We start from the raw sequence: 21,930 nt of genomic DNA, 5'->3' as shown, positions 1-21,930 counted from the left end.
CGGCTCATTGTCCCCACCGATAGCCGTAGCCACGAATGGTGGTGATCAGACCGGGCCTGGCCAGCTTCGCGCGCAATGCGGTCATGTGCACGTCCAGCGACCGCGACACCGCGACGAACGCGTCACCCCAGATGCGGTCCATCAGTTGCTGGCGACTGACGGCGGCGCCCGGCCGCTCGACGAGCACCTCCACCAACTCGAACTCCTTCTGCGTCAACGCGATCGGCGTCCCACCGACCTCGACCACCCGTGCGGCGAGATCCACCCGCACATCCCCGGTCACCACCTCCGCGCGCGTCGGCTCCGCTGCCACCGCCGCGCGCCGCATGACCGTCTCCAGCCGAGCCATCAGCTCGGCGATCCGCGGTGGCTTCACCAGGTAGTCGTCGGCGCCGCCGCGCAGCCCGCGCACGATGGAACGTTCGTCGCTGCGGGCGGTCAGGATCAACACCGGTATCGAGCTCACCTCGCGCAACTGCCGCAGCACCTGCAGCCCGTCGGCGTCGGGCAGGCCGAGATCGAGGATCACCGCGTCGTAGCCGCGATGCGCCATCAGCAGATCCGTGCCCCTTCGCATGCGCTCGGCGCGGTATCCGCGGGCGTTGAGCGCCTCTACCAGGGCGTCGCCAACACCGTCGTCGTCTTCGACCACAGCAAGCCGCACGCGCCGATCCTCCCACAGGGGACGATCGGCGCGTGCGCGCATAACCTCGTTGGCCACGGCCGTCAGGCGCGCGCGGGCGCGAGTTCCTGTTCATCGGGCGCGGACGCGGTGTCCGCCGCTGGTGCCTCGGCGTCGATGGTCGACTCCTTCGACGTTTCCCGCATGAAGTAGTACGTGATCAGCGAGATACCGATGCAGCCCGCGACGTACCAGAAGAACAGCGACTCGTGGCCGGCCTTCTTCAGCGCGACCGCGATCATCTCCGCGGTGCCGCCGAAGATGGCGACCGTCAGCGCGTACGGCAGCCCGACGCCGAGCGCGCGGATCTTGGTCGGGAACAGCTCGGCCTTCACGATCGCATTGATCGAGGTGTAGCCGGTGATGATGACCAGCGCCAGCATCATCAGCGCCCACGCGGCGATCGGGTTCTTGGTGTGGGCGAGCACGGTCATGATCGGCACGGTCAGCAGGGCGCCTGCCACACCGAAGAACATCAGCAGCTTGCGGCGGCCGATCCGGTCCGACAGCCCGCCGGCCAGCGGCTGCAACACCACAAACACCAGCAACGCGATGAAGTTGATCCACGCCACCGTCGGCTTGGAGATGCCGGAGGTGTAGATCATGAACTTCTGCATGTAGGTGGTGTAAGTGTAGAAAGCCACGGTGCCGCCCAAGGTCAGGCCCATCACGAGCAGGCACTCCCGGGGGTACTGCAACAGCATCCGCAGCGAGCCACGCGGCGGCGCGGGCTTGCCGCTCATCGCGGCCGCCGCGTCTCGACCGTGCGGCAAAGCGGTGGCCGTGTCGCTCCGCTCCGCCTCGATGACGGCCTCGAACTGCTCGGACTCGTCCATGCCGCGCCGCAGCCACATCACGACCAGTGCACCGGCCGCGCCGATGACGAACGGAATCCGCCAGCCCCAGTTGTCCATCTGGGCGTTGTCGAGGAACTGCTGCAGGACGATCTGCACACCCAGCGCGACCAACTGGCCGGCGACCAGGGTGACGTACTGGAAGCTCGAGTAGAACCCGCGCTTGCCGGAAGAGGCCACCTCCGACAAATACGTTGCGCTGGTGGCATATTCACCGCCGACCGACAACCCTTGCAGCAGTCGGGCCAGCAGCAGGATGATCGGTGCGGCGAGTCCGATCGTCTGATACCCCGGGGTCAGCGCGATCAGCAGCGAGCCCGCCGCCATCACGCTGACCGAAAGGGTCAGCGCCGAGCGGCGACCGAACCGGTCGGCGTAGCGGCCGAGTAGCCAGCCGCCGATCGGACGCATCAAAAAGCCGACCGCGAACAGAGCGGCGGCCGATAACAGCTGCGCCGTCGGATCTTCCGCGGGGAAGAATGATTTCGCGAAGTACACGCTGAAAGCGGCGTAGACATACCAGTCGTACCACTCGACGAGATTGCCGATCGATCCGCGAAGCACGTTCGCAATCACCCGGCGCTCGCTTACGGGCTGTGTCGTAGTCACAAGATCTCCTTCATCGACGCGTCAGCGCGTCAGCTGGGATCGAGTGTGTCTGCTGTCACAGTCGCCGGGGAATGGTTCCCGTGGGTTTCTTACAGTCCCTTAGGACGATCAGCTCGGCGAAATTTCCTGGTCGCGGGCTACCGCGGGAGCAACGGTGCCTGTATGCGCAAGGTCGCTGCCCGGCTCGGCCACATCCGCGTCGGTGCAACCGAGCCTGCCCCGATACGCGCGGCAACTCCGAGATCCCCGGCGCCGCACCCATCACACTCAGGGCGGTTCTGATCAGCAACCATCCTTGATGTAGGTCAGATCGTTGGTGTATCCGACCGGGTACTCGCTGAACTCCTGGCTCGAGGTCACGTATTCATCCTTGTGGGCAGGCACGCAGTATGTCTGATCCACCGACCACGGGCGGTGGATATTGATCAGCTGATTCTGATCACTGCAATTGTTCCACCAGAGCGCCCCTCCCGACTCTTCATGGAAGCCGCACACCGAATCGGCTGCCTGATAGCCGTTCGCCGGGGTGACGTCATACGTGTCGGCCGATGCCACTCCGGATGAACCGCCGAACCCGGCGACCGCGACGATGACGCCGACTATCAATTTCGCGGATGAGTTGAACATGGAGATCCCCTTCGTTTCGATGAGTCGGATTGACTCTGAAGGGTTGGACGGCGCCGGGATCCTTTCGGTTCCACACAATTTCGAAGAACCTCCAACACGTGGCAACGCAAGCACAACACGTGGCCATTCGCGATCACGCTCGAACGAGCAAGCTATGAGGTCAGCGAGCAAATTCGAATGCCTCAGTCCGGCTGAACCTTTGGCGCTACCTCCGACGACCGAACGCGTCGGCGGCGGAGTCTCCGCCGCCGATCGCACCTCTACGGTAGCGATAGCTACCGAATTACCCACGGAGCCATAGCGATACCAGCAGCTCAGGCGATAGCCGATAGTTCAAACATCAAAATTTCAAATGTGCAGGCGCGCCTCAGGACAGTGCGGCAAGCTCCGGCGCCAGTGCGCGCAGTGTCTGCTGGGAGTCGGCATCGAGCACCTGCACCACAACATGATCGGCGCCCGCGCGCAGATGCGCGCCCAGCTGATCGGCAATCGAATCGGCGGCGCCATGGGCGACCAGCGCATCGTAGAGCCGGTCGCTGCCCGGCTTGGCGAGGTCCTCGTCGCCGAACCCGAGGCGACGCAGATTCGCAACATAGTTCTGCAGATCCAGATAGAACTCGACGCGCGGACGAGCCGTCGCGCGCGCCCGCACCGGATCCGTGTCCAGCACGACCTTGTGCTCGGTCGCCAACAGCGCGTCCGCGCCGAGCACCTGCCGAGCGCTCGCGGTGTGCGCGAGGGTGACCAAGTAGGGCAGCGCGCCGGCGGTGCGATCCGCCGCCAGCTTCAGCACCCGCGGGCCGAGCGCGGCGAGGGCGCGCTGCTGCTTCGGCACTCCGGCCTCGTCCAGCTCATCCAGGTAGTCGACGAGCGCGTCATAGGGCTTGCTGTAGTTGCCTGCCTGTTCCGGATGACCGGCGCCGAGGCCGAGCAGGAAACGGCCGGGAAAACGTGCCTCGATCCGATGGAACGACTCGGCCACCTGCTTCGCGGGTGCGGACCAGATATTGACGATGCTGGTTGCCACGGTGATCGACTCGGTCGCGTCCAGCAGCGTCTCCACCTCGGACAGCTCGGCGGGCGGCGAGGCCCCCAGCCATAGGGTGCCGTAGCCCAGCTCCTCCAACTCCCGCGCCTGCTCGGGGGCGAACCCCGTGTAGTCGCGCCATACGCCGAACCGTCCGAGCTGCTCTATAGCCATATCTGAAGCGAACGGCCATGAGGCGGCGCCTATTCCACCCGCCGCCGTACGTGTGCAGACCTGGCACTCGCCAATGGAGAGTGCTAAATTTGTGGGTGCACAGCTTTCGGCGCTCACCGCCGTGGTGAGTGCCGCCAACGGGGATGGAGGTGATTGCTGTGCTGAGATTCGATCCGTTTCATGACATCGATACTGTCGCCCGCCAATTGCTGGGCGAAGCCGCTGGTACCACGCGTGCTCCGCGATTCATGCCGATGGATCTGTTCAGGGCAGGCGACCATTACGTGCTGAACGCCGACCTGCCCGGAGTCGACCCCGGTTCGGTCGACGTCAGTGTCGACAACGGCACACTCACGTTGCGCGCGCAACGCAGCACGCCCAGCGACGAAGGTGTCCAGTGGATTGCCTCCGAGCGCTTCGCGGGCACATTCATGCGCCAGCTCTCGCTCGGCGACAACGTCGATGCCGACAAGATCAGCGCGACCTACAACAACGGCGTGCTTTCGGTGACGATCCCGATTGCCGAGAAGGCCAAGCCGCGCCGCATCGCAATCTCCGGCTCGTCGTCGCAGCCGAAGACCATCGAAGCAGGTTCGTCGTAACAGACCCGTCTCCCGCTCCCGCGCCGTATCGTGCTTCGCGGTGCGGGAGCGCCCTTTCACGACTCGAGCATGAACACCGCGGGCTGCTGGATGGTCAGCGGATCCGCGGCGCGATCAGGTGACGCGGCCCCTGCGACCGGATTTGATCAGTCGCCGCAGCAGCCTTCGTCCGGCACTGGGACCGAACGCATTTCGCGAGTCTCAGCATTACGAGCCGCGAGGTCGGCGTCGGCCGGATAGTCGACGGCGATCAGGCTCAAGCCGTGCGCCGGGGCAACGGTAACCGAGCTCGAACGCTCGGTTTCGTTCAGCAGATCGGCAACCCAGTCTGGCGTGCGTCGTCCCTCCCCGACAGCGAGCACGGCGCCGACCAGACTGCGAACCATCGACCAGCAGAAGGCATCGGCGCTGACGTAAGCGGTCAGTGCGTCACCGTCGCGCTCCCAGTCGTAGCGCTGAAGTTCGCGCACCGTGGTCGCGCCGTCACGGCGGCGACAGAATGCGGCAAAGTTGTGCAGCCCGAGGAGTTTTCGCGAGGCGTCGCGCATGGCGTCGACATCGACGTCGGACCGGCAGGCGACCACGCTGCGCGCCTGCAGCGGTTCGGCGCCGTAAGGCGCGGTGGTCAGGCGATAGGCGTAGTGCCGGCGGATCGCGGAAAAGCGGGCATCGAATTCGGGGGGTGCAACGCGAGCGGCCTTGATACGCACATCTTTCGGTAGAAAGCGCGCCATCCGATGCACCAGTTTCCCGGCATCGAACTCGGCGGTCGTATCGAAGTGCGCGACCTGCCCTTCGGCGTGCACGCCCGCATCGGTGCGGCCTGCGACAGTCAGCTGCACCGGCTCGCGGTACACCTTGCTGAGCGACTCTTCCAACACGCCCTGCACGGTGCGCAGCCCGGGCTGACGCGCCCAGCCGGTGAAATCGGTACCGTCGTAACTGATATCGAGGCGCACGCGAACCGCTGCGCCGACCGGCACCGGAGCCGATACTGCCGCACCCGGTCCGAACTCAGCCGACTCCTGCTGATGCTGAGCTGAATCCCGTGACGGTTCAACAGAATCCATCGAATCCTCCACGTTCACAGCGATCTCCTGGTCGAACCGAACGAGCCCGCCGACCCAGACTGCGGGTGGCGGGCTCGTTCACGAAACACGGCCTCAGGCCTTGTCGTCGGCCTTCTCCTCAGCGGCGTCGGCAGCCGGGGCCTCGACCTCGGCGGTCTCGGCGACAGCCTCGTCGGCGGTCTCCTCGACAACCTCGGCGACAGGCGCCTCGGCCTTGGACGCGGCAACACGGCGAGCGCGGTCGGCCTCGTTGGTCACGGTCTTCTCGCGAACCAGCTCGATGATCGCCATCGGCGCGTTGTCACCCTTGCGGGGCAGCGTCTTGGTGATGCGGGTGTAACCACCCTCGCGACCCTCGAACGAGGGGCCGATCGTGGCGAAGAGCTCGTGCACGACGTCCTTGTTGCGGATCACCTTGAGCACCTCGCGACGGTCGGCAAGAGTGCCGGCCTTCGCCTTGGTGACAAGCTTTTCGGCGTAGGGGCGCAGCGCCTTGGCCTTGGCCTCGGTGGTCGAAATACGACCGTGCTCGAAGAGCGCCGTCGCCAGATTGGCGAAGATCGCCTTCTGGTGCGACGCCGACCCGCCGAAGCGAGCACCCTTCTTGGGCTTGGGCATTGTTTGTTCTCCTGTGTCTTATTGCGGCGCTCCCGGCGCCCTGCGTGTGCGCGTACACCTTGCGGAGTATCGCGTCGACGGCTCCCACCTTGTGCCTCCGGGCGCGTCGGTCACGCCGCAGGTGCGAGGCCGAGCCGGGGTGCCTACCCCAGCGGCCTAGAGCTGTTCGGTCTCGGCGTAGTCCTGCTCGCCGCCATCGGTGTCACTGAACGTGCCGCTGTCGCTCCACGTTCCAGTGCTCGCGTCGTAACCCACCACGGAAGAAGGATCGAACGACGCCGGGCTGTCCTTGAGCGAGAGGCCGAGCGCATGCAGCTTGACCTTGACCTCGTCGATGGACTTCTGGCCGAAGTTGCGGATGTCCAGCAGGTCCGACTCGGTGCGGGCAACGAGCTCGCCCACGGTGTGCACACCCTCGCGCTTGAGGCAGTTGTAGGACCGGACGGTGAGGTCCAGGTCCTCGATCGGCAGACCGAACGAAGCGATGTGATCCGCCTCGGCCGGCGACGGGCCGATCTCGATGCCTTCGGCCTCGACGTTCAGCTCACGGGCCAGGCCGAAGAGCTCGACCAGGGTCTTGCCCGCCGAAGCGAGCGCATCCCGTGCGGTGATGGAGTTCTTGGTCTCCACGTCCAGGATCAGACGGTCGAAGTCGGTGCGCTGCTCGACACGGGTGGCCTCGACCTTGTAGGTCACCTTGAGCACCGGCGAGTAGATCGAATCCACCGGGATCCGGCCGATTTCCGCGCCGGAAGCCTTGTTCTGCACGGCAGGGACGTAACCGCGACCACGCTCGACGACGAGCTCGATCTCCAGCTTGCCCTTGTCGTTCAGGGTGGCGATGTGCATGTCCGGGTTGTGCACGACAACACCGGCGGGCGGGACGATGTCACCGGCGGTGACGGTGCCCGGACCCTGCTTGCGCACGTACATCGTGACCGGCTCGTCCTCTTCCGAGGACACGACCAGTCCCTTGAGGTTCAGGATGATGTCGGTGACATCTTCCTTCACGCCGGGAACCGTGGTGAACTCGTGCAGGACGCCGTCGATGCGAATGCTCGTAACCGCGGCCCCCGGGATCGAGGACAGCAGGGTACGGCGCAGCGAGTTGCCGAGGGTGTAACCGAAGCCCGGCTCGAGCGGTTCGATGGTGAACTTCGAGCGGTTCTCGGCGACGACCTCTTCGGTCAGCGTCGGACGCTGTGAAATCAGCATTAGGAATCATCCTCCTGTACGGGCGCCCACTATTTGACGCCCACGTTCTGGGGGTTGTGTGTGGTCGCAAGCGGTCGCTTGCGACCACACACCAGCAGCGCTGAAGCCGTGCGCGATGCCGCCCAGGGTATCCGGGACGGCTCGCCCGATGACTACTTGGAGTAGTACTCGACGATCAGCTGTTCCTGCAGCGGCACATCGATCTGAGCGCGCTCCGGCACCTGGTGAACCAGGATGCGCAGACGGCCCGGGATCACCTGCAGCCAACCGGGAACCGGACGGTCGCCGACGGTCTCGCGAGCAACCTGGAACGGCAGCGTGCCGAGCGACTTCTCCTTGACATCGATGATGTCGTACTGGGTCACCTGGAAGCTGGGCACATTCACGCTCTTGTTGTTGACCGTGAAGTGGCCGTGGCTGACCAGCTGGCGAGCCTGACGACGGGTACGCGCGAGACCCGCGCGGTACACCACGTTGTCCAGTCGGCACTCGAGCAGACGCAGCAGGTTGTCACCGGTCTTGCCCTTGAGGCGGTTGGCCTCCTTGTAGTACCGGCTGAACTGCTTCTCCATGACGCCGTAGGCGAAGCGAGCCTTCTGCTTCTCCTGCAGCTGGAGCAGGTACTCGCTCTCCTTGATCCGCGCGCGGCCGTGCTGGCCGGGCGGGTAGGGGCGACGCTCGAACGCCTGGTCGCCTCCGACGAGGTCGACACGCAGACGACGCGACTTGCGGGTGATGGGGCCTGTATAACGAGCCATTTGTTATCTAATCCTTTCCCGCTAGACGCGACGCCGCTTGGGCGGACGGCAGCCGTTGTGCGGCTGCGGGGTGACATCGGAAATCGTGCCGACCTCGAGGCCTGCGGCCTGCAGCGAACGGATCGCAGTCTCGCGACCCGAACCCGGGCCCTTCACGAAGACGTCGACCTTCTTGACGCCGTTCTCCTGCGCCTTGCGGGCAGCGTTCTCGGCGGCGAGCTGCGCGGCGAACGGGGTCGACTTGCGCGAACCCTTGAAGCCGACGTGGCCCGACGACGCCCAGGAAATGACGTTGCCTGCCGGATCGGTGATCGACACGATGGTGTTGTTGAACGTGCTCTTGATGTGCGCGTGGCCGTGCGGGACGTTCTTCTTTTCCCGGCGACGCGACTTCTGGGTCTTCTTCGGGCCGGAGGCCCGTGACTTCGGAGGCATCGGTTATCCCTACTTCTTCTTGCCGGCGACGGTGCGCTTCGGGCCCTTGCGGGTACGCGCGTTGGTCTTGGTGCGCTGGCCACGGACGGGCAGACCACGACGGTGGCGCAGACCCTGGTAGCAGCCGATCTCGATCTTGCGACGGATGTCGGCCTGCACCTCGCGGCGCAGGTCACCTTCGACCTTGAGCTCGGGCGAGCTCTCGATGTAGTCACGCAGCTGCGTGACCTGATCGTCGCTGAGGTCCTTGCTGCGCAGGTCCGGGCTGACGCCGGTCGCCGCGAGGATCTCCTTGGAGCGGGTACGGCCGATGCCGTAGATGTAAGTCAGCGCGATCTCCATGCGCTTTTCGCGCGGGAGATCAACGCCCATGAGACGTGCCATGTGGCAGGTTCCTTAACTGTTGCGGAGGTCTGCTCCCTGTCCGTCCCCTCGTCTTGGTGGGGCCCCGGCCTCCGAACCGGGGGTTGGCACGCACACCTTCGGGTATTGAGATCCTCGACAGTTTGTCGAAACCATCGCTACCCGAAATTCCGCAGTGTGCGGCTGGAGCTGGGAGTTCTTCTTTTGTGGCCAAGCCGATCAGTGATCGGTGCCCGGCTGGTGATCGACTACGAAGAGTCGGATCAGCCCTGGCGCTGCTTGTGGCGCAGGTTGTCGCAGATCACCATGACCCGCCCGTGACGGCGGATCACCTTGCACTTCTCGCAGATCTTCTTGACGCTCGGCTGAACCTTCACGTCCGTCCAATCTTCTTATGGTTCACACGGGTGTGAACACAGTTTTTCCCCAGCCGACGGCTGGGGAAGTCTCTGTGGGTGAGCCTTGCGGCTCATGTGGTCGCGCTCCATCGGGAGCGGGCGCGATCACTTGTAGCGGTAAACGATGCGGCCGCGCGACAGGTCGTAGGGCGAAAGCTCGACGACCACACGGTCCTCGGGGAGGATACGAATGTAGTGCTGCCGCATCTTCCCGCTGATGTGCGCGAGAACCTTGTGACCGTTCTCGAGCTCGATCCGGAACATCGCATTGGGCAGCGGCTCGACAACTCGACCCTCGACCTCGATGGCCCCGTCTTTCTTCGCCATGTCCTCCGCGATCCTGGTTTACGCTCAAACCTGGTTTGATTGCTTCGTGTCTGCTTGTATGAACCCGTCGACGAACGGCACGGTGGCATGCAAGCAGTCGGCGCATAGGTGCACCGCCGCTCCAGCTTACCGGGCGGTACCGGATCCGGCAAAAATGGCTCCCTGAGAACCCACCGACCCGGGGGAAGTCCCTGCCAACGACGGCAGCCGTCCTTCGCGTAAACTGGCCGCTGTCCAGGAATCGGTCCAGCAGATCCAAGGGGGATGGGTGAGCGAGCGCAGCGAGCGAGCCATGGACACAGCGCCCCCGGGCACGGCGGAACCGAGCGTTAGCGAGGAGACGCCGTGAGCCGTAATAACGACGGCCTCCCCATGCTGCCACCGTGGCTATCCGAGAGCGAAGTCACACAGGTCGGCTACGAAGCACCAGTACAGAACCTGCCACACCAAGAACTCATCGACGAAACGCCCCGGCGCGGCCGTTTCAAGTCTCGCTCCCCCGAGAGCGATCGCCCGGAACCCAATCCCGCACGCCGGGACAAACGACGCAAGGGCTGGCGTCGGGATAAGGACGAGCACAGCGAGGAGCAGCAGCAGGATCAGCTGCCGCACACCGGCTCTCCTGAGCCGTCGCGTGGTCCCGATTTCCAGCGCGGGCCAGAGCAGCAGCGCGGGCCAGAGTTCCAAGGTGGGCCAGAGCAGCAGCGCGGGCCAGAGTTCCAAGGTGGGCGAGAGCAGCAGCGCGGGCCAGAGTTCCAAGGTGGGCCCGAGTTCCAGCGCGGTCCGGAACCGCGGCCTGGACCGCCATCGCAACCAAACCCGCACCGCCAGAACGACTCCTGGCCGCCGCAGCAGCGCGAGCAGGCGCCGAGCCAACTGCCGCCACACCCCGACAACTCGTGGCAGTCGGCACCGCTGCCGACGCGCAACCCGAGCAGGCCGTCGCAGGGCTTCCAGCCGCTCGGCGCACGGCCGGTCGACACGCCCCGAGAGCCACCGGCCTCGACCGAGGCCACGGTGCGCTACCAGCAGCACCCCGATCTGCCGACGTCTCCACCGAGGCCGGATCCGGCTGTAGCACAAGCATTGTCGCCGTCCGCGCTGTCGCAGCCGACGGCCGGCGAGCAACCGCTTGCGCCGGCCGACCATTCGACACCGTCCGCCGAACTCCATGGCATGCCGACGATGCCGGAACCCGATGGGCCGCCGCTGTGGCTCGCCGGACCCGGTTCCGACCACAGCCGTACGGAATTCGAGCCGGGTGCCCCGAACATGGGTCCACGCAACCTCGCAAGCCCAACGGCTCCTCCGGTGCACGAACCCGAATCGACCGTCGCGCCCGAGCACGGCAGCCACGGCTTCGAACCCGAAGCACCGAACACCGCTCCTGCGGATGCTGCCCACGGATCAGCCACTGCCGCAACGGAACCGCGCAGCGGCGAACTCGGCGCGCCGGACATCTCGCAGCACGATCGCCCGCAGTCGGCGGTTCCACACAGCACGGACGGTCCGCCACCGTGGCTGAGCGGCGAGCGCGCCGATGGCGGTCAGCAGGTTGCCGAGCAGCCGTCCGCGCCGGTGCGGCATCGCCCCGAACTACCCCCGCCCCCTGATGAATTCGCCACGCGCGAGCCGGTGGACAACGAAGTATCGGCCGCCGGAACCGGTGCCACGCCCATAGCGTCGGCCCCGTGGCCGCAACCGCACGGCGCCGTCTCGACACTCGACCAGCGCCCCAACGCTTTCGAGCCGTCGACCGCACGCCCTGCCGCCCCGGAGTCTGCGGTGCGGGGCCGCCACCGACTCGCGTCGGAGATCGACGCCGACGAGGCGGCCGTCGAGCCCAACGACCAGTCACGGACCCCGATGCCCGGTCAGCAACCAGCATCCGACCGGCCGATGTCGCAAGGACCGGGTGAGCCGTGGCAGAACCCGGCGGCGCTCGGGCAACCGACGCCGGGCCCGCCGCCTCCGACCGGATACGCCCAGCCTTCGATGCCGGCACAGGCACCTACCGGCGAACCATGGCAGAACCCGACCGGATACGGGCAGCGCCCCCAAGTGGGGTCACCGACACCAGGCGGCGGCCATTGGGGCCCAACAGGATTCGAACAGCCACCGGTGGGGCCGCACGCACCGGAACAAGATCGCCCTGCTCCGTACCCCCCGGGCGGCAATCAGCCGACCCCGCACGCACCCGGTAACGCCCAGTGGCAGAACCCAGCAGGATTCGGCCAGCCACCAACGGGACCGCACACCCGCGATCAACCGATGCCGCAGGCGCCGAGCGTCGGCCATTGGGGCCCAACAGGATTCGCGCAGCCACCGGCCGGGCCGCGCGCACCGGAACAAGATCGCCTTGCTCCGCACCCTCTTGGCGGCGACCAGCCGATGCCACAAGCACCCGCAAACGCCCCGTCGGGATTCGCGCAACCCACATCACCGTACGTACCAGGCAGCGCCCCAACAGGATTCACGCAGCCAACCCCTGGACCGCACACGTCGGTCGGCGGTCCAGCGGGGTTCGGACAACGACCCACCGGAGCACCCGCACCGGTCGGCGACCCAGCAGGATTCGGACAACCACCCACCGGAGCACCCGCACCGGCCGGCGACCCAGCAGGATTCGGACGACCACCCACGGGACCGCATGCAGCAGGCGGCGGCCAGTCCACGCAGTCGACCGGCAGCGACCAGTGGGGCAATCCAGCCGGCTCGGGACAGCCGCCGGCGGCACCGCAGGCACCGGTCGGCGACCCCGGATTCGGGCAGTCGCACGCACCGGGCGGCAACCAGCCACCGGCGGCGGGTAGCGAGCAGTGGCAGGGCGCGGCGAGGCAGGGGCAGCAGCCTCCAGTGGAGGCAGGCTCGGATGCCGCGGGGTGGGGACAGCCGCAGACCGGGCCGCATCCTGGAGCGCCTGCGCAGCAGCAGCACCCGGGTCAGTACAACCAGCACATGCCGCAGCCGTCGCTCGACGATGTTCCGTTGCGGCGGGCCAAGAAAGCGCCGGGTAGCGGCTGGCGCAAGGCCGTGCACCATGTTTCCGGCGGTGCAATCAATCCGGGTCTCTCCGCGGAGGAGATTCGCCTGCAGGAATTGGTCGCACGAATCAGGCAGCCGGTGCGCGGTGACTACCGGATCGCGGTGCTTTCGCTGAAGGGCGGCGTCGGAAAGACCACCACGACAATGGGTCTCGGGTCGATCTTCTCGTCCATCCGTGGCGACCGGGTGATCGCGGTGGACGCCAACCCGGACTTCGGCACCCTCTCGCAGCGGGTACCCCTGCAGACGCGGTCCACGGTGCGTGATCTGTTGCTGGATCCGGCGATCCAGCGGTACTCGGATGTGCGCAGGCATACCTCGCAGGGCACGAGTCGACTGGAAGTTCTTGCCAGCGAACGGGATCCGGCGGCCTCCGAAGCATTCAGCGACGACGAGTACCGTGCTGTCGCCCGAATCCTGCAGCGGTTCTACAACATCATCCTCACCGACTGCGGTACCGGGCTCATGCACTCGGCCATGGGCGGGGTGCTCGATCTGGCGCATTCCCTGGTGCTGATCTCCTCGGCCGCGATCGACGGTGCTCGCAGCGCGGCGGCAACGCTCGACTGGTTATCGCTGCACGGCCACGATCACCTGGTCCGCAATGCGGTGGTGGTGATCAACCTGCCGCGCGAGGGATCACCGAATGTCGGCATCCAGCAGCTGCGCGAATACTTCCTGTCGCGCTGCCGTGCTGTGCATGTCATCCCCTATGACGAGCATCTGTCGGAGGGCGCCGAGATCGATCTGCATCGCCTGCACAAGACCACCAAGCGCGCGTATGTCGAACTCGCCGCGACCGTCGCCGACGAATTCAGCGTCGATCACCGCCGCTACCGGAACTGATCGCTCACCAGGACAGCCGGGAGGCTCGGATATCGGCAATGCTCCTGCCACGTCGACGACGGAAGAGGCTGCGCAGGGTTCCCGCGTTGAGATATCCGACCTTGGCGGCCACCGAATCGATGGTCAGCGGGGTGGTCCGCAGCAGGTGCGTGGCACGTTCCAGCCGTATCTCGTTGACGAAATCCCTTGGGGACATCCCGAGTTCGGCATGGGTTGCGCGTTGCAGGCTGCGTTCGGTGACGCCGAGCCCCTGTGCCGCACCGGAAATCGGGAACTGCTCGGCCAGATGGTCACGGACCCAACGTTCGAAAGCCGCGACCAGCGAATCACCCCTGGCGATCACCTCGGGTACCGCGAAGTCGGCCTGCGCATTTCGGTCGCCGAACGCCAGGTATTTGGCCACCAATTCGGCCAGTGCCGGACTCTTCGCGGCGATCAGGGACAAGGCAAGATCCAGATGCGACAACGCCGCGCCCGCCGTGGTGACCTGATCGCCACGGCACAGGATCCGGCCCTCGTCGAGAACAATTCGCGGATACCTACGGCGAAAAGCCGGGCCGAGCCACCAACTCGTCGTCGCTTGCGAACCATCCAGCACACCCGCCTCGGCCAGGAAGAAAGTGCCGGTGCAGGCCGCAGCCAAGTGGACACCGGCTCCGCGCGCTCGCGTAATCAAATCCAGCACAGGCAGATTGAGTGCCGAGGAGACCATCCTGATCAGGGTTTCGGCATCCCGTACGTTCACCGCGGGAACGATCATCAGATCGAATTCGCCGGGTAGGTCGGCCAGCGGCATGGTCGGCACGAGGTAGCCGTTGCCCGATCGCACGCTCTCGCCCAGTGACACGGTCCGCACGTTCCAGGGGTCGATGGAGGCTTCCCATTCGCCGCGCAGCGCATTCGCGGTATTGAACGTTTCCAGCAGGGCGGCGAACCCGAAATCGGCCACCCCGTCGACGACGAATACCGCAACATCCATGTCGCCTACAGTACTGAATGTGTCGTTTCCGACACTCGAAGATCTGTGATCTGCGCCCTAATGTTCCTGACGACGCCGAACCCGGCGGTCGTATCCTGGCCATCTCACGGCGGAGTTTCATGACGATGATCGCAACCACCGGCATCCACCATGTTCGGCTGACGGTGACGAACCTGGAGCGTTCCCGCACGTTCTACCAAGATGTACTCGGTTTCGAGATCGCCGCGCAATCGCCCGGCAGCCCGGAGGATCCGCAGGTACGCGCCGATCCGGCACAGCTCTACGGCGGTGTCGTTTTCCAGACCAACGGGATGTTGTTCGGCCTGCGCCCCGTGGCGTCGACCACCGACCGGTTCGACTCCGAGCGGGTCGGGCTCGATCACCTCAGCTTCGCCGTGTCGTCGGTGGACGAGCTGGCCGACACGGCTGCCCGGTTGGACGCCGCCGGGATCGAACACGGCGAAGTCACCGCGCTCGACGCATTCGGCATCGCGATCCTGTCGTTCAGCGACCCGGACGGCATCCATCTCGAACTCACCGCACCGCTAGGGAGCACCCGGACACCGCCGGTATCAGTGGCGTCGTAGCCGACCGGTTTCACCGTCATGTATGAACTGCCGGAACAACTCGAGGCATGGTCGATCAGGCTCGGGCGCTGCGACATTGCGCCCGATCACCTGACAGCAGCCAGCGCGCATCGGATCATGCAGACCCACGCACATTGGATGGGATCACCGTGTGCCCAACGCCGAGCGGCGTTGAACTACCTGGTGCGCACGGGACGTTACGTGCTCGACTCACGGCGCCGCCATCTGCAGGTGTCGTTCCAGCATCTCGAGGCGCCCCTGGACTTCCAATGTGACTGTGCAGCTGCGGAAGAGTTCGCGACGATACTGGACAGAACCCGCACCGACCTCGAAGTCGTCATCGACCGAAACGTGCACCCCGACATGCCCCCGCTGCCATGCGCGACACTGTGGTCGGCATGACAACGGGCGCCCAATGTGTCACTGGCACTTGGTGATCAACGCACCGGACAGGTCACCACTCCGGCAGGCGCCTGCGGCCCGCCTGGATATCGCGAACCAGATCGTCATAGGCGTCGGCGAGTTCAGCTAGATGATGCCAGGCGCAGTGCAACCGTTCATTGTGTGCGTCCAGCGTCATCAGCGCGTGGTGTGCACGGACCGAGGATTCGGCGATGCGGTCGATAACCGCGCCGACGGTCTCGGTGTGCAACGTGGCGCCGAGCCGATGCTGCGGGACGCTGCGAGCCACCCAGTCGTCAATGGCCATTACCAATTCGGTTCTGCGCCGATCGATTTCGAGCACAGTAGCCGGATCGGTCGGCACCGAGCCGCCACGCCCCACCAGTCGGCGCTCGTGCAGCACCGCAAGGTCACGGGCGAACCAGAGCAGCGGGCCGCCGACCACGCGGTGCCCGCGACACGCCCGAACAAGTAGATCAGAAGTAGGCAGTAGTCCGAGGGTCAGTGACTGCACTGCCGAGTCGACACACCGCGGTGTGTCGGGGAGAGCCATAACGACTGTCGAAATCTCCGAACCTGCCACGTTGCCTCGCCGTTCGTCGCCGCACAACACCGGATCAGGACGTTCATTACAATAAACCTCTGAAGGCACCTGTCAAGCGTTACCGGGCCGTAGGGAGTCACGAAGAGTATACTTCGTTACCTGCACGACTGACCGAGGAGCATGATGGCGGACGGTCCGACGTATCGCCGGATCGCAGACCTCCTGCGCGAGGAGATCCGCGCAGGCAAGTGGCATCCGGGTGATCGACTGCCCAGTCACACCGAGCTCGCCGATCAGATGCAGGTCTCGATCACCACTGCTCGCAACGCTATTCAGGTGCTTGTCACCGAAAATCTCGTCTATACAGCTACTTCCCGGGGAACCATTGTTCGAAGCCAGGAAGTGCTGGAATCGGTCGTCACCGACCACATCCGTCCGGACCGTCCGCAGTCGCCGCACGACATCTTCGAGGAGATTGCGCGGGCGGCGCGTCGAGAACCGGCCAAGGAGTTCAGCGCCAAAATGGAACCGGCGAGTCCACAGGTCGCGTTGTGGCTCGGCGTGGCGGAGCACTCGTGGGTACTGGCTCGAACGGTCGTTCAGTACCTCGACAACGAGCCGTGGTCTTGGGAGGTCAGCTTCTATCCGAGGGACCTGGCCGAAAGCACTGGCATCGACTCGCCACACGACATTCCCGAGGGCACAACAAGGCGGCTTGCCGATCGCGGCCACGCCGAGACCGCACACCGCGACACCCTCGTCGCCCGGCCCGCCAGCGCCGAGGAGGCCATCGTCCTCGGTGTCGCCACCGGCACGATCCTGCTCGATCACCTGCGGATCGGCGCCAACCACGAACGAGTCACCCGAGTCACCCGACACCGGTCTATCGCCACCCGCAACCGGCTGGCTTACGAACTCGGTGACGACGAGGGCACCTCGGTCATCCGGCATACGCTCGGAACCTCGTACAAGCCAGGCATTTCGTTGCCATGACTACCGTGATTCGCCAGGCGACCTCCGGCGATCTCGGCATGATCTGCCGCCTGCGGGTCCAACGGACGGCGTGGCTCACCGCGCGTGGCTCCGACCAGTGGACGGTGGCAGGCCGCGGTCTGCCCATCGAGATTTTCGCGCGGGCCGCCGGCCGCGCACTGGATGCGGGCGAAACCTGGATCGTTGAGGTGGCGGGCGAACCGGCCGGAACGATCACCGTCAACGAGCGCGCCGATCCGGGCCTGTGGACCGCCGGGGAACTCGCCGACTCGCTGATCGTCCACTTCATGATCGTCGACCTGCGCTTCGCCGGCCAGCGCATCGGTCACCGACTACTCACACACGCCGGAATGCTTGCGCAACAACAGGACCGCGCCTGGGTCCGGCTCGACGCGTGGACCACCAACATCGCGCTGCACAACTACTATCGCAGAGCCGGCTTCCGTCTGGCCCGCATCGCCGGTCCCGCCGCGACCGGCCCCTCCCAGGCACTGTTCGAACGTCTCTCCGACAGCTGGGATGCCGTCGCGCCGCCCCATGACACCAGCACACCACCAGGTGCCATAAGAGTTGCGTTGCGGACCGGAGGCCGTGTGCCCGGACCGGTTCCGGACGTACCGGAAGAACTATCCACGTACTCACGAAATCGGTCGCCGCGTTCGTGAAGTCGCAGACAGGCGAGGGTCTCCCTCTTTACATCGGCGACAAGTAGGACACCTGAACCATCTGCGGCTCGCCACTGCGACTGACCAGAGTGCCTCGGCCCGCGGGCAGTTTGGTCGAACGCACGTCGCCGAGCAGCTTGCCTTCGTCCTTGGGCGCGCTCATCAGCAAGGCATCGACCGAGAGATCCTTCAGCCTGCCGAGCACCTTGTCGTACAGCGCACGCGAGGCTCCACCGGAGCGCCGGGCAACCACCAGGTGCAGGCCGATGTCGCGGGCCTGCGGAAGGAACTCGAGCAACGGTTCGAGGGGGTTCTGGGTGGTCGCCACCATGTCGTAATCATCTACGACGACATAGATCTCGGGTCCGTGCCACCAACTGCGCTCACGCAGCTGCTGGGGGGTGATATCCGAGCCCGGGATGCGTTTGGCGAGATAGCCCGCGACCTCTTTGATCATGCCGAGCGAAGTCTGCGACGAGGTCGAGTATCCGGCGAGCTGGTCTCCTTCGACGAGACCGAGCATGGTGCGCCGGTAGTCGATGAGAATGATGCGCGCCTGGTCAGCGTTCGAGTTCTCCACCACACCCATGACAATGTTGCGCAGCAGCGTGGTCTTGCCTGCCTCTACATCCGCGAACGCCATGAAATGCGGCTGCGCCTCGAAATCGAGTACGAGTGGCTGTAATTCGGATTCGCCGAGTCCGACCACGACTCGGGTCGGTCCGAGTACGTTGCCGTGCGCGCGGGCGGTGGCCAGTACCTGCTCACGCGGGATCTTCAGGGGCAGCATGCGCACCGGCGGCGCCTTTCGCCCAGCGTAGAGCTCGTTGAGCTGTTGCTTGGCATCGCTGACACCGTCGGACAGCGTCTGCGGATCGGAATCGGAGTCCAGCCGTGGCAGCGCGATGAGCATGTGCAGCTTCTCCGGGTTCAGACCACGGCCGGGCCTACCGAGCGGCACCAGTACTGAGGTCCGCCGGTCCATCTCGGAGTCGGATGGGTCACCGAGCCGAAGCTCGAGCCGGGTGCCGATGAGATCCTTGACAGCGGGCCGGATTTCGGCCCAGCGGTTGGCCGCGACCATGAGGTGAATGCCGTAGGACAGGCCCTGCGCGGCCAGCGCGTTGAGCGCGGGCTCGAGCACGTCGAACTCCGCACGAACCGTCGGCCATCCGTCGACGACGAGAAACACATCACCGAACAGGTCCTCGGACAACGGGTCGGCAGCCTGCTCCTCGTCCGTCATCAGGCTCAGTTTGGCCTTGCGCTTGCGAAATTCGTTGATCGACTCGATGCCGAGCGCACGGAATCGTTCCTCGCGCTGATGCAGCAGCGTGGTCATCTCGGCGACGGTGCGGCGGACCCGGTCGACCTCGAGCCGACCTGCCACCGATCCCACATGTGGCAGACCCGTCAGACCGGCCAGCGTGCCGCCACCGAAGTCCAAGCAGTAGAACTGTAGCTGTTCCGGGGTGTGGGTTGCTGCGGCCGCCATGATCACGGTGCGCAGCGCGGTCGACTTGCCCGACTGCGGCCCGCCGACCACGGCCAGATTCCCTTGCGCCCCGGACAAATCGATGACCAGCACGTCGCGGCGCTGCTCGTAGGGCCTGTCGATGACGCCGATCGGCATCCACAGCTGTCCGTGCCGGTTCACCGGCGACTTCCAGTCAGGATCGGGCAGCAACATGTCGACCGAAGGCGACTCGTCGAGCGGCGGCAGCCACACCTCGTGCGCGGGCCGTCCGTGTCCGGTCAGCCGCTGAACCACCACCTGCAACAAGGTGGCAGGAACTGTCTCGGTCGAGCGCCTGACCTCGCCCGGCGGAGCAGGCAACTCCAGCTCACCCGGAGGAGGCGGCAGCTCGGGAAGTCCACGAGTCACGGCACTTTCGATGACGCCCGGTTCCGGATCGGGCTGTGCCTCGACCGCACTCGCGGTGAAGACTACCGGTGACTGACCACCGACCACACGTCCGTCGACCCGCTGACTGCCGCGCGGTGAAACATATGGACCGGACACGTAAGCGGCGTTGAACCGCAGCGGATCGTCCGCGTCGCTCTTGAGGTAGCCGGACCCGGGCACACTGGGCAGGTGGTAGGCATCGGTGATACCGAGCACGGCGCGCGATTCGTTGGCCGAGAAGGTGCGCAGACCGATCCGGTAGGACAAGTGGCTGTCCAGACCACGCAGCTTGTTCTCTTCCAGTCGCTGCGACGCCAGCAGCAGGTGTACCCGTAGCGAGCGGCCCAGCCGGCCGATCATCACGAACAGGTCGGCGAAATCCGGCTTCTGTGAGAGCAGTTCGGAGAACTCGTCGACGACGACGAACAACGCAGGCAGCGGATCGATCTGGGCGCCCGCGGCCCTGGCCTTCTCGTACTCGGTGACGTTGGCGAAATTGCCCGCCGAGCGCAGCAGTTCCTGGCGGCGATTCATCTCGCCGGACAGGGCGTCCTTCATGCGGTCGACCATCGAGAGTTCTTCCTCGAGGTTGGTGATGACCGCGGCAACGTGCGGCAGCGAGTCGAGGCCGAGAAAGGTGGCGCCACCCTTGAAGTCGACCAGCACCAGGTTCAGCAGATCTGGGGAATGCGACGTCACCATCGACAGCACGAGGGTGCGCAGGAACTCCGACTTGCCGGAACCCGTTGCGCCGATGCACAACCCATGTGGTCCCATACCATTCTCAGCGGATTCTTTGATGTCGATCTCGACCGGGGTGCCGTCCGGGGTGACCCCGATCGGCACTCGCAACCGCTCCCTGTCACTGCGCGGACGCCACACCACGGCCGGATCGATCTGCGCGGCGTCCGGGATCTTCATCAGTGCCATGAGGCCCGGCACCGCCCGTGTTTCGTCGCCGAGGCTGACAATCTGGGCGGCGGTGGCCACCCGGTAGCGCGCAAGGTCCCTGGCGAGGGCCTCCGCTTCGGCGTGCGTGACGGCGTCCGCGGTCGCGAATCTCTCCACGCCAGCAGCGGATTTCGCCGCCACCATTCCGTCCGCGACCACCAGTTGGAGCCCGCGGCGCACGGCCAGCCCGGTTTGCGGCGCGGTGAGGTCGAGCACGGTGACCGAATCCAGGCCGGCATCGCTGACAATCCGCTCGGTGCCGCTGACGAATCCGTCGTCGATGATGACGAGTAGGTGGATCCGTCCCGCCGTCGGCTGCGCATTGCGCATGAACCGGCCGCGTTCGAGGAGTTCGGCGGCCATCGCCGTCTCCAGCTCCGCCAGCGATCGGTACATCATCCTGGCCGACCCGATGCCATCGCGGTTGACTGGATGTTGCACGTGTGGCAGCCATTTGGCCCACGCCCAGGTCTTGTTGTCGGGGTCGGCGCAGATGATCGCGACGGCGGTGTGATCGGGTCCGTGAAAGGCGGCAAATTCCATCAGCATCGCGCGCACCAACATGCGCGCATCGCCTGGCCGGCCCTCGATATTGATAGCGGGAAACGCGCGCAGCGAGATCGCGGTCGGCAGGTTGTGCACTACCGAGTGGGTACGGACGAACCGGCGCAGGGCAACCGTCGTCACCGGCTCCAGGTCTTCCAGCGGGCCCGTCTCGGGCCTGGCCAGTTTGGTGGCCAGGCGGTGGCTGCCGACACCGACCCGCACGTGCCCGAAATCCGGGTCGTTGGGACGGCGTTCCCACATCCGCCTCGTACCCGCGGCCGATTGCAGATCCGCGGGGTCGGGATGACTCCACACCAGCGCGTCGAGCTGGGATCGGCCGGTCTTACGCACGTCTTTGCGGACCTGGTCCAGGTAGCGGAAGTAGTCCTTGCGTTCCTCGTTGAGCTCGGCGGCCTTCTTCGGGCCACCGGCGCCCCGCATGCCCGCCATCATCCCGACCATTGACATCAGCATCATCATCGGGAACATCAGCATGAACGGATTGGCCAGCAGGTTGCGCCCCATCATGACCATCATCGCGATCATGCCGACCACCGCGACCACCATGACCATCGGCATCAGCTTCATCAACAGGCCCGCGGGCACCGGCCGTGGAATCTCCGGCGGCGCGGTGAGCGCCACCTCGCCGCCCGGCGCCCGTGGCGGAGCGATCCGTGGCCTACGCACAAACCCATCGGTAGCCATGT

Annotated in this window: 21 protein-coding genes; 6 read left to right on the top strand and 15 right to left on the bottom strand. The window is 65.7% G+C overall.

Going from position 1 to position 21,930, the window contains the following annotated elements:
• Window positions 1-4: 4 nt before the first annotated feature.
• The 4 genes from OHQ90_RS09870 to OHQ90_RS09855 form a co-directional block, all read right to left on the bottom strand.
• The gene (locus tag OHQ90_RS09870; protein WP_328412744.1) at window positions 5-664 is read right to left on the bottom strand and encodes a response regulator transcription factor; all 660 of its coding nucleotides are present in this window, start codon (window positions 662-664) and stop codon (window positions 5-7) included.
• 62 nt (window positions 665-726) lie between these two features.
• The gene (locus OHQ90_RS09865; protein ID WP_328409318.1) at window positions 727-2,145 is read right to left on the bottom strand and encodes an MFS transporter; all 1,419 of its coding nucleotides are present in this window, start codon (window positions 2,143-2,145) and stop codon (window positions 727-729) included.
• Between the two features lie 282 nt (window positions 2,146-2,427).
• A complete protein-coding gene (locus tag OHQ90_RS09860; protein ID WP_328409316.1) occupies window positions 2,428-2,772 on the bottom strand; it encodes a hypothetical protein in 345 nt (114 codons plus the stop codon).
• Window positions 2,773-3,139: 367 nt separating this feature from the next.
• Window positions 3,140-3,973, bottom strand: a complete 834-nt coding sequence (locus OHQ90_RS09855) for an LLM class F420-dependent oxidoreductase (RefSeq protein ID WP_328409314.1) — start codon at window positions 3,971-3,973, stop codon at window positions 3,140-3,142.
• A gap of 158 nt (window positions 3,974-4,131) precedes the next feature.
• On the opposite strand from OHQ90_RS09855, the gene OHQ90_RS09850 reads away from it, so the two are divergent.
• Window positions 4,132-4,575, top strand: a complete 444-nt coding sequence (locus OHQ90_RS09850; RefSeq protein ID WP_328409312.1) for an Hsp20/alpha crystallin family protein — start codon at window positions 4,132-4,134, stop codon at window positions 4,573-4,575.
• 146 nt (window positions 4,576-4,721) lie between these two features.
• On the opposite strand, the gene truA is transcribed toward OHQ90_RS09850, so the two are convergent.
• The 8 genes from truA to infA all read right to left on the bottom strand — a co-directional run bounded on the left by truA (window position 4,722) and on the right by infA (window position 9,759).
• Window positions 4,722-5,645 (bottom strand): tRNA pseudouridine(38-40) synthase TruA, encoded by a 924-nt coding sequence (truA, locus tag OHQ90_RS09845; RefSeq protein ID WP_328409310.1) that lies wholly within the window; start codon window positions 5,643-5,645, stop codon window positions 4,722-4,724.
• 93 nt (window positions 5,646-5,738) lie between these two features.
• On the bottom strand, window positions 5,739-6,263 hold the full coding sequence (rplQ, locus tag OHQ90_RS09840) for a 50S ribosomal protein L17 (protein WP_328409309.1): 525 nt from the start codon (window positions 6,261-6,263) through the stop codon (window positions 5,739-5,741).
• A gap of 156 nt (window positions 6,264-6,419) precedes the next feature.
• A complete protein-coding gene (locus OHQ90_RS09835; RefSeq protein ID WP_040686662.1) occupies window positions 6,420-7,478 on the bottom strand; it encodes a DNA-directed RNA polymerase subunit alpha in 1,059 nt (352 codons plus the stop codon).
• A 152-nt stretch (window positions 7,479-7,630) separates the two neighbouring features.
• Window positions 7,631-8,236 (bottom strand): 30S ribosomal protein S4, encoded by a 606-nt coding sequence (gene rpsD, locus OHQ90_RS09830; protein ID WP_328409306.1) that lies wholly within the window; start codon window positions 8,234-8,236, stop codon window positions 7,631-7,633.
• 21 nt (window positions 8,237-8,257) lie between these two features.
• Window positions 8,258-8,671 carry a 30S ribosomal protein S11 gene (gene rpsK / locus OHQ90_RS09825; RefSeq protein WP_040731638.1) on the bottom strand — a complete coding sequence of 138 codons (414 nt, stop codon included), beginning with the start codon at window positions 8,669-8,671 and terminating at the stop codon, window positions 8,258-8,260.
• A 9-nt stretch (window positions 8,672-8,680) separates the two neighbouring features.
• Complete coding sequence (rpsM, locus tag OHQ90_RS09820; RefSeq protein WP_014981767.1) at window positions 8,681-9,055, bottom strand: 30S ribosomal protein S13; 375 nt, start codon at window positions 9,053-9,055, stop codon at window positions 8,681-8,683.
• Between the two features lie 242 nt (window positions 9,056-9,297).
• Window positions 9,298-9,411: a 50S ribosomal protein L36 gene (rpmJ, locus tag OHQ90_RS09815; protein WP_011207363.1), complete on the bottom strand. Its 114-nt coding sequence runs from the start codon at window positions 9,409-9,411 to the stop codon at window positions 9,298-9,300.
• 126 nt (window positions 9,412-9,537) lie between these two features.
• Entirely contained in the window at window positions 9,538-9,759 is a 222-nt protein-coding gene (gene infA, locus OHQ90_RS09810) for a translation initiation factor IF-1 (protein ID WP_003418601.1), read from the bottom strand.
• Window positions 9,760-12,030: 2,271 nt separating this feature from the next.
• Between infA and OHQ90_RS39355 the strand changes: the two genes are divergently transcribed.
• Window positions 12,031-13,650, top strand: coding sequence for a nucleotide-binding protein (locus tag OHQ90_RS39355; RefSeq protein WP_442941452.1), 1,620 nt, complete (start codon window positions 12,031-12,033; stop codon window positions 13,648-13,650).
• A gap of 4 nt (window positions 13,651-13,654) precedes the next feature.
• Here OHQ90_RS39355 and OHQ90_RS09800 read toward each other — a convergent pair whose 3' ends face one another.
• Window positions 13,655-14,629 (bottom strand): GlxA family transcriptional regulator, encoded by a 975-nt coding sequence (locus OHQ90_RS09800; protein WP_328409301.1) that lies wholly within the window; start codon window positions 14,627-14,629, stop codon window positions 13,655-13,657.
• A 119-nt stretch (window positions 14,630-14,748) separates the two neighbouring features.
• Between OHQ90_RS09800 and OHQ90_RS09795 the strand changes: the two genes are divergently transcribed.
• The gene (locus OHQ90_RS09795; protein WP_328409299.1) at window positions 14,749-15,216 is read left to right on the top strand and encodes a VOC family protein; all 468 of its coding nucleotides are present in this window, start codon (window positions 14,749-14,751) and stop codon (window positions 15,214-15,216) included.
• An 18-nt stretch (window positions 15,217-15,234) separates the two neighbouring features.
• Complete coding sequence (locus tag OHQ90_RS09790; RefSeq protein WP_328409297.1) at window positions 15,235-15,618, top strand: hypothetical protein; 384 nt, start codon at window positions 15,235-15,237, stop codon at window positions 15,616-15,618.
• Between the two features lie 52 nt (window positions 15,619-15,670).
• On the opposite strand, the gene OHQ90_RS09785 is transcribed toward OHQ90_RS09790, so the two are convergent.
• The gene (locus tag OHQ90_RS09785; RefSeq protein ID WP_328409295.1) at window positions 15,671-16,132 is read right to left on the bottom strand and encodes a DUF4254 domain-containing protein; all 462 of its coding nucleotides are present in this window, start codon (window positions 16,130-16,132) and stop codon (window positions 15,671-15,673) included.
• Between the two features lie 210 nt (window positions 16,133-16,342).
• Between OHQ90_RS09785 and OHQ90_RS09780 the strand changes: the two genes are divergently transcribed.
• Together OHQ90_RS09780 and OHQ90_RS09775 are read left to right on the top strand one after the other, a co-directional pair.
• Complete coding sequence (locus OHQ90_RS09780) at window positions 16,343-17,155, top strand: GntR family transcriptional regulator (RefSeq protein ID WP_328409293.1); 813 nt, start codon at window positions 16,343-16,345, stop codon at window positions 17,153-17,155.
• Complete coding sequence (locus tag OHQ90_RS09775; protein WP_328409291.1) at window positions 17,152-17,820, top strand: GNAT family N-acetyltransferase; 669 nt, start codon at window positions 17,152-17,154, stop codon at window positions 17,818-17,820. Before OHQ90_RS09780 ends, OHQ90_RS09775 begins: the two co-directional genes overlap by 4 nt.
• A 28-nt stretch (window positions 17,821-17,848) precedes the next feature.
• On the opposite strand, the gene eccCa is transcribed toward OHQ90_RS09775, so the two are convergent.
• Window positions 17,849-21,928 (bottom strand): type VII secretion protein EccCa, encoded by a 4,080-nt coding sequence (eccCa, locus tag OHQ90_RS09770; protein ID WP_328409289.1) that lies wholly within the window; start codon window positions 21,926-21,928, stop codon window positions 17,849-17,851.
• Between the last annotated feature and the right edge of the window lie 2 nt (window positions 21,929-21,930).

This window comes from Nocardia sp. NBC_00403, assembly GCF_036046055.1.
Lineage (GTDB): Bacteria > Actinomycetota > Actinomycetes > Mycobacteriales > Mycobacteriaceae > Nocardia.
Note: the sequence above shows the minus strand (reverse complement) of the source record. Positions and strands in the feature narration are given on the sequence as shown.

What these genes read in the sequence shown, in the direction of transcription:
- OHQ90_RS09860 (WP_328409316.1), bottom strand. Translation starts at nt 2,772, where the DNA reads ATGTTCAACTCATCCGCGAAATTGATAGTCGGCGTCATCGTCGCGGTC.
- OHQ90_RS39355 (WP_442941452.1), top strand. Translation starts at nt 12,031, where the DNA reads ATGCCGCAGGCGCCGAGCGTCGGCCATTGGGGCCCAACAGGATTCGCG.
- rpsD (WP_328409306.1), bottom strand. Translation starts at nt 8,236, where the DNA reads ATGGCTCGTTATACAGGCCCCATCACCCGCAAGTCGCGTCGTCTGCGT.
- OHQ90_RS09855 (WP_328409314.1), bottom strand. Translation starts at nt 3,973, where the DNA reads ATGGCTATAGAGCAGCTCGGACGGTTCGGCGTATGGCGCGACTACACG.
- OHQ90_RS09775 (WP_328409291.1), top strand. Translation starts at nt 17,152, where the DNA reads ATGACTACCGTGATTCGCCAGGCGACCTCCGGCGATCTCGGCATGATC.
- OHQ90_RS09795 (WP_328409299.1), top strand. Translation starts at nt 14,749, where the DNA reads ATGACGATGATCGCAACCACCGGCATCCACCATGTTCGGCTGACGGTG.
- infA (WP_003418601.1), bottom strand. Translation starts at nt 9,759, where the DNA reads ATGGCGAAGAAAGACGGGGCCATCGAGGTCGAGGGTCGAGTTGTCGAG.
- rpsK (WP_040731638.1), bottom strand. Translation starts at nt 8,671, where the DNA reads ATGCCTCCGAAGTCACGGGCCTCCGGCCCGAAGAAGACCCAGAAGTCG.
- OHQ90_RS09835 (WP_040686662.1), bottom strand. Translation starts at nt 7,478, where the DNA reads ATGCTGATTTCACAGCGTCCGACGCTGACCGAAGAGGTCGTCGCCGAG.
- OHQ90_RS09790 (WP_328409297.1), top strand. Translation starts at nt 15,235, where the DNA reads ATGTATGAACTGCCGGAACAACTCGAGGCATGGTCGATCAGGCTCGGG.
- OHQ90_RS09780 (WP_328409293.1), top strand. Translation starts at nt 16,343, where the DNA reads ATGATGGCGGACGGTCCGACGTATCGCCGGATCGCAGACCTCCTGCGC.
- rpsM (WP_014981767.1), bottom strand. Translation starts at nt 9,055, where the DNA reads ATGGCACGTCTCATGGGCGTTGATCTCCCGCGCGAAAAGCGCATGGAG.
- truA (WP_328409310.1), bottom strand. Translation starts at nt 5,645, where the DNA reads ATGGATTCTGTTGAACCGTCACGGGATTCAGCTCAGCATCAGCAGGAG.
- eccCa (WP_328409289.1), bottom strand. Translation starts at nt 21,928, where the DNA reads ATGGCTACCGATGGGTTTGTGCGTAGGCCACGGATCGCTCCGCCACGG.
- OHQ90_RS09800 (WP_328409301.1), bottom strand. Translation starts at nt 14,629, where the DNA reads ATGGATGTTGCGGTATTCGTCGTCGACGGGGTGGCCGATTTCGGGTTC.
- rplQ (WP_328409309.1), bottom strand. Translation starts at nt 6,263, where the DNA reads ATGCCCAAGCCCAAGAAGGGTGCTCGCTTCGGCGGGTCGGCGTCGCAC.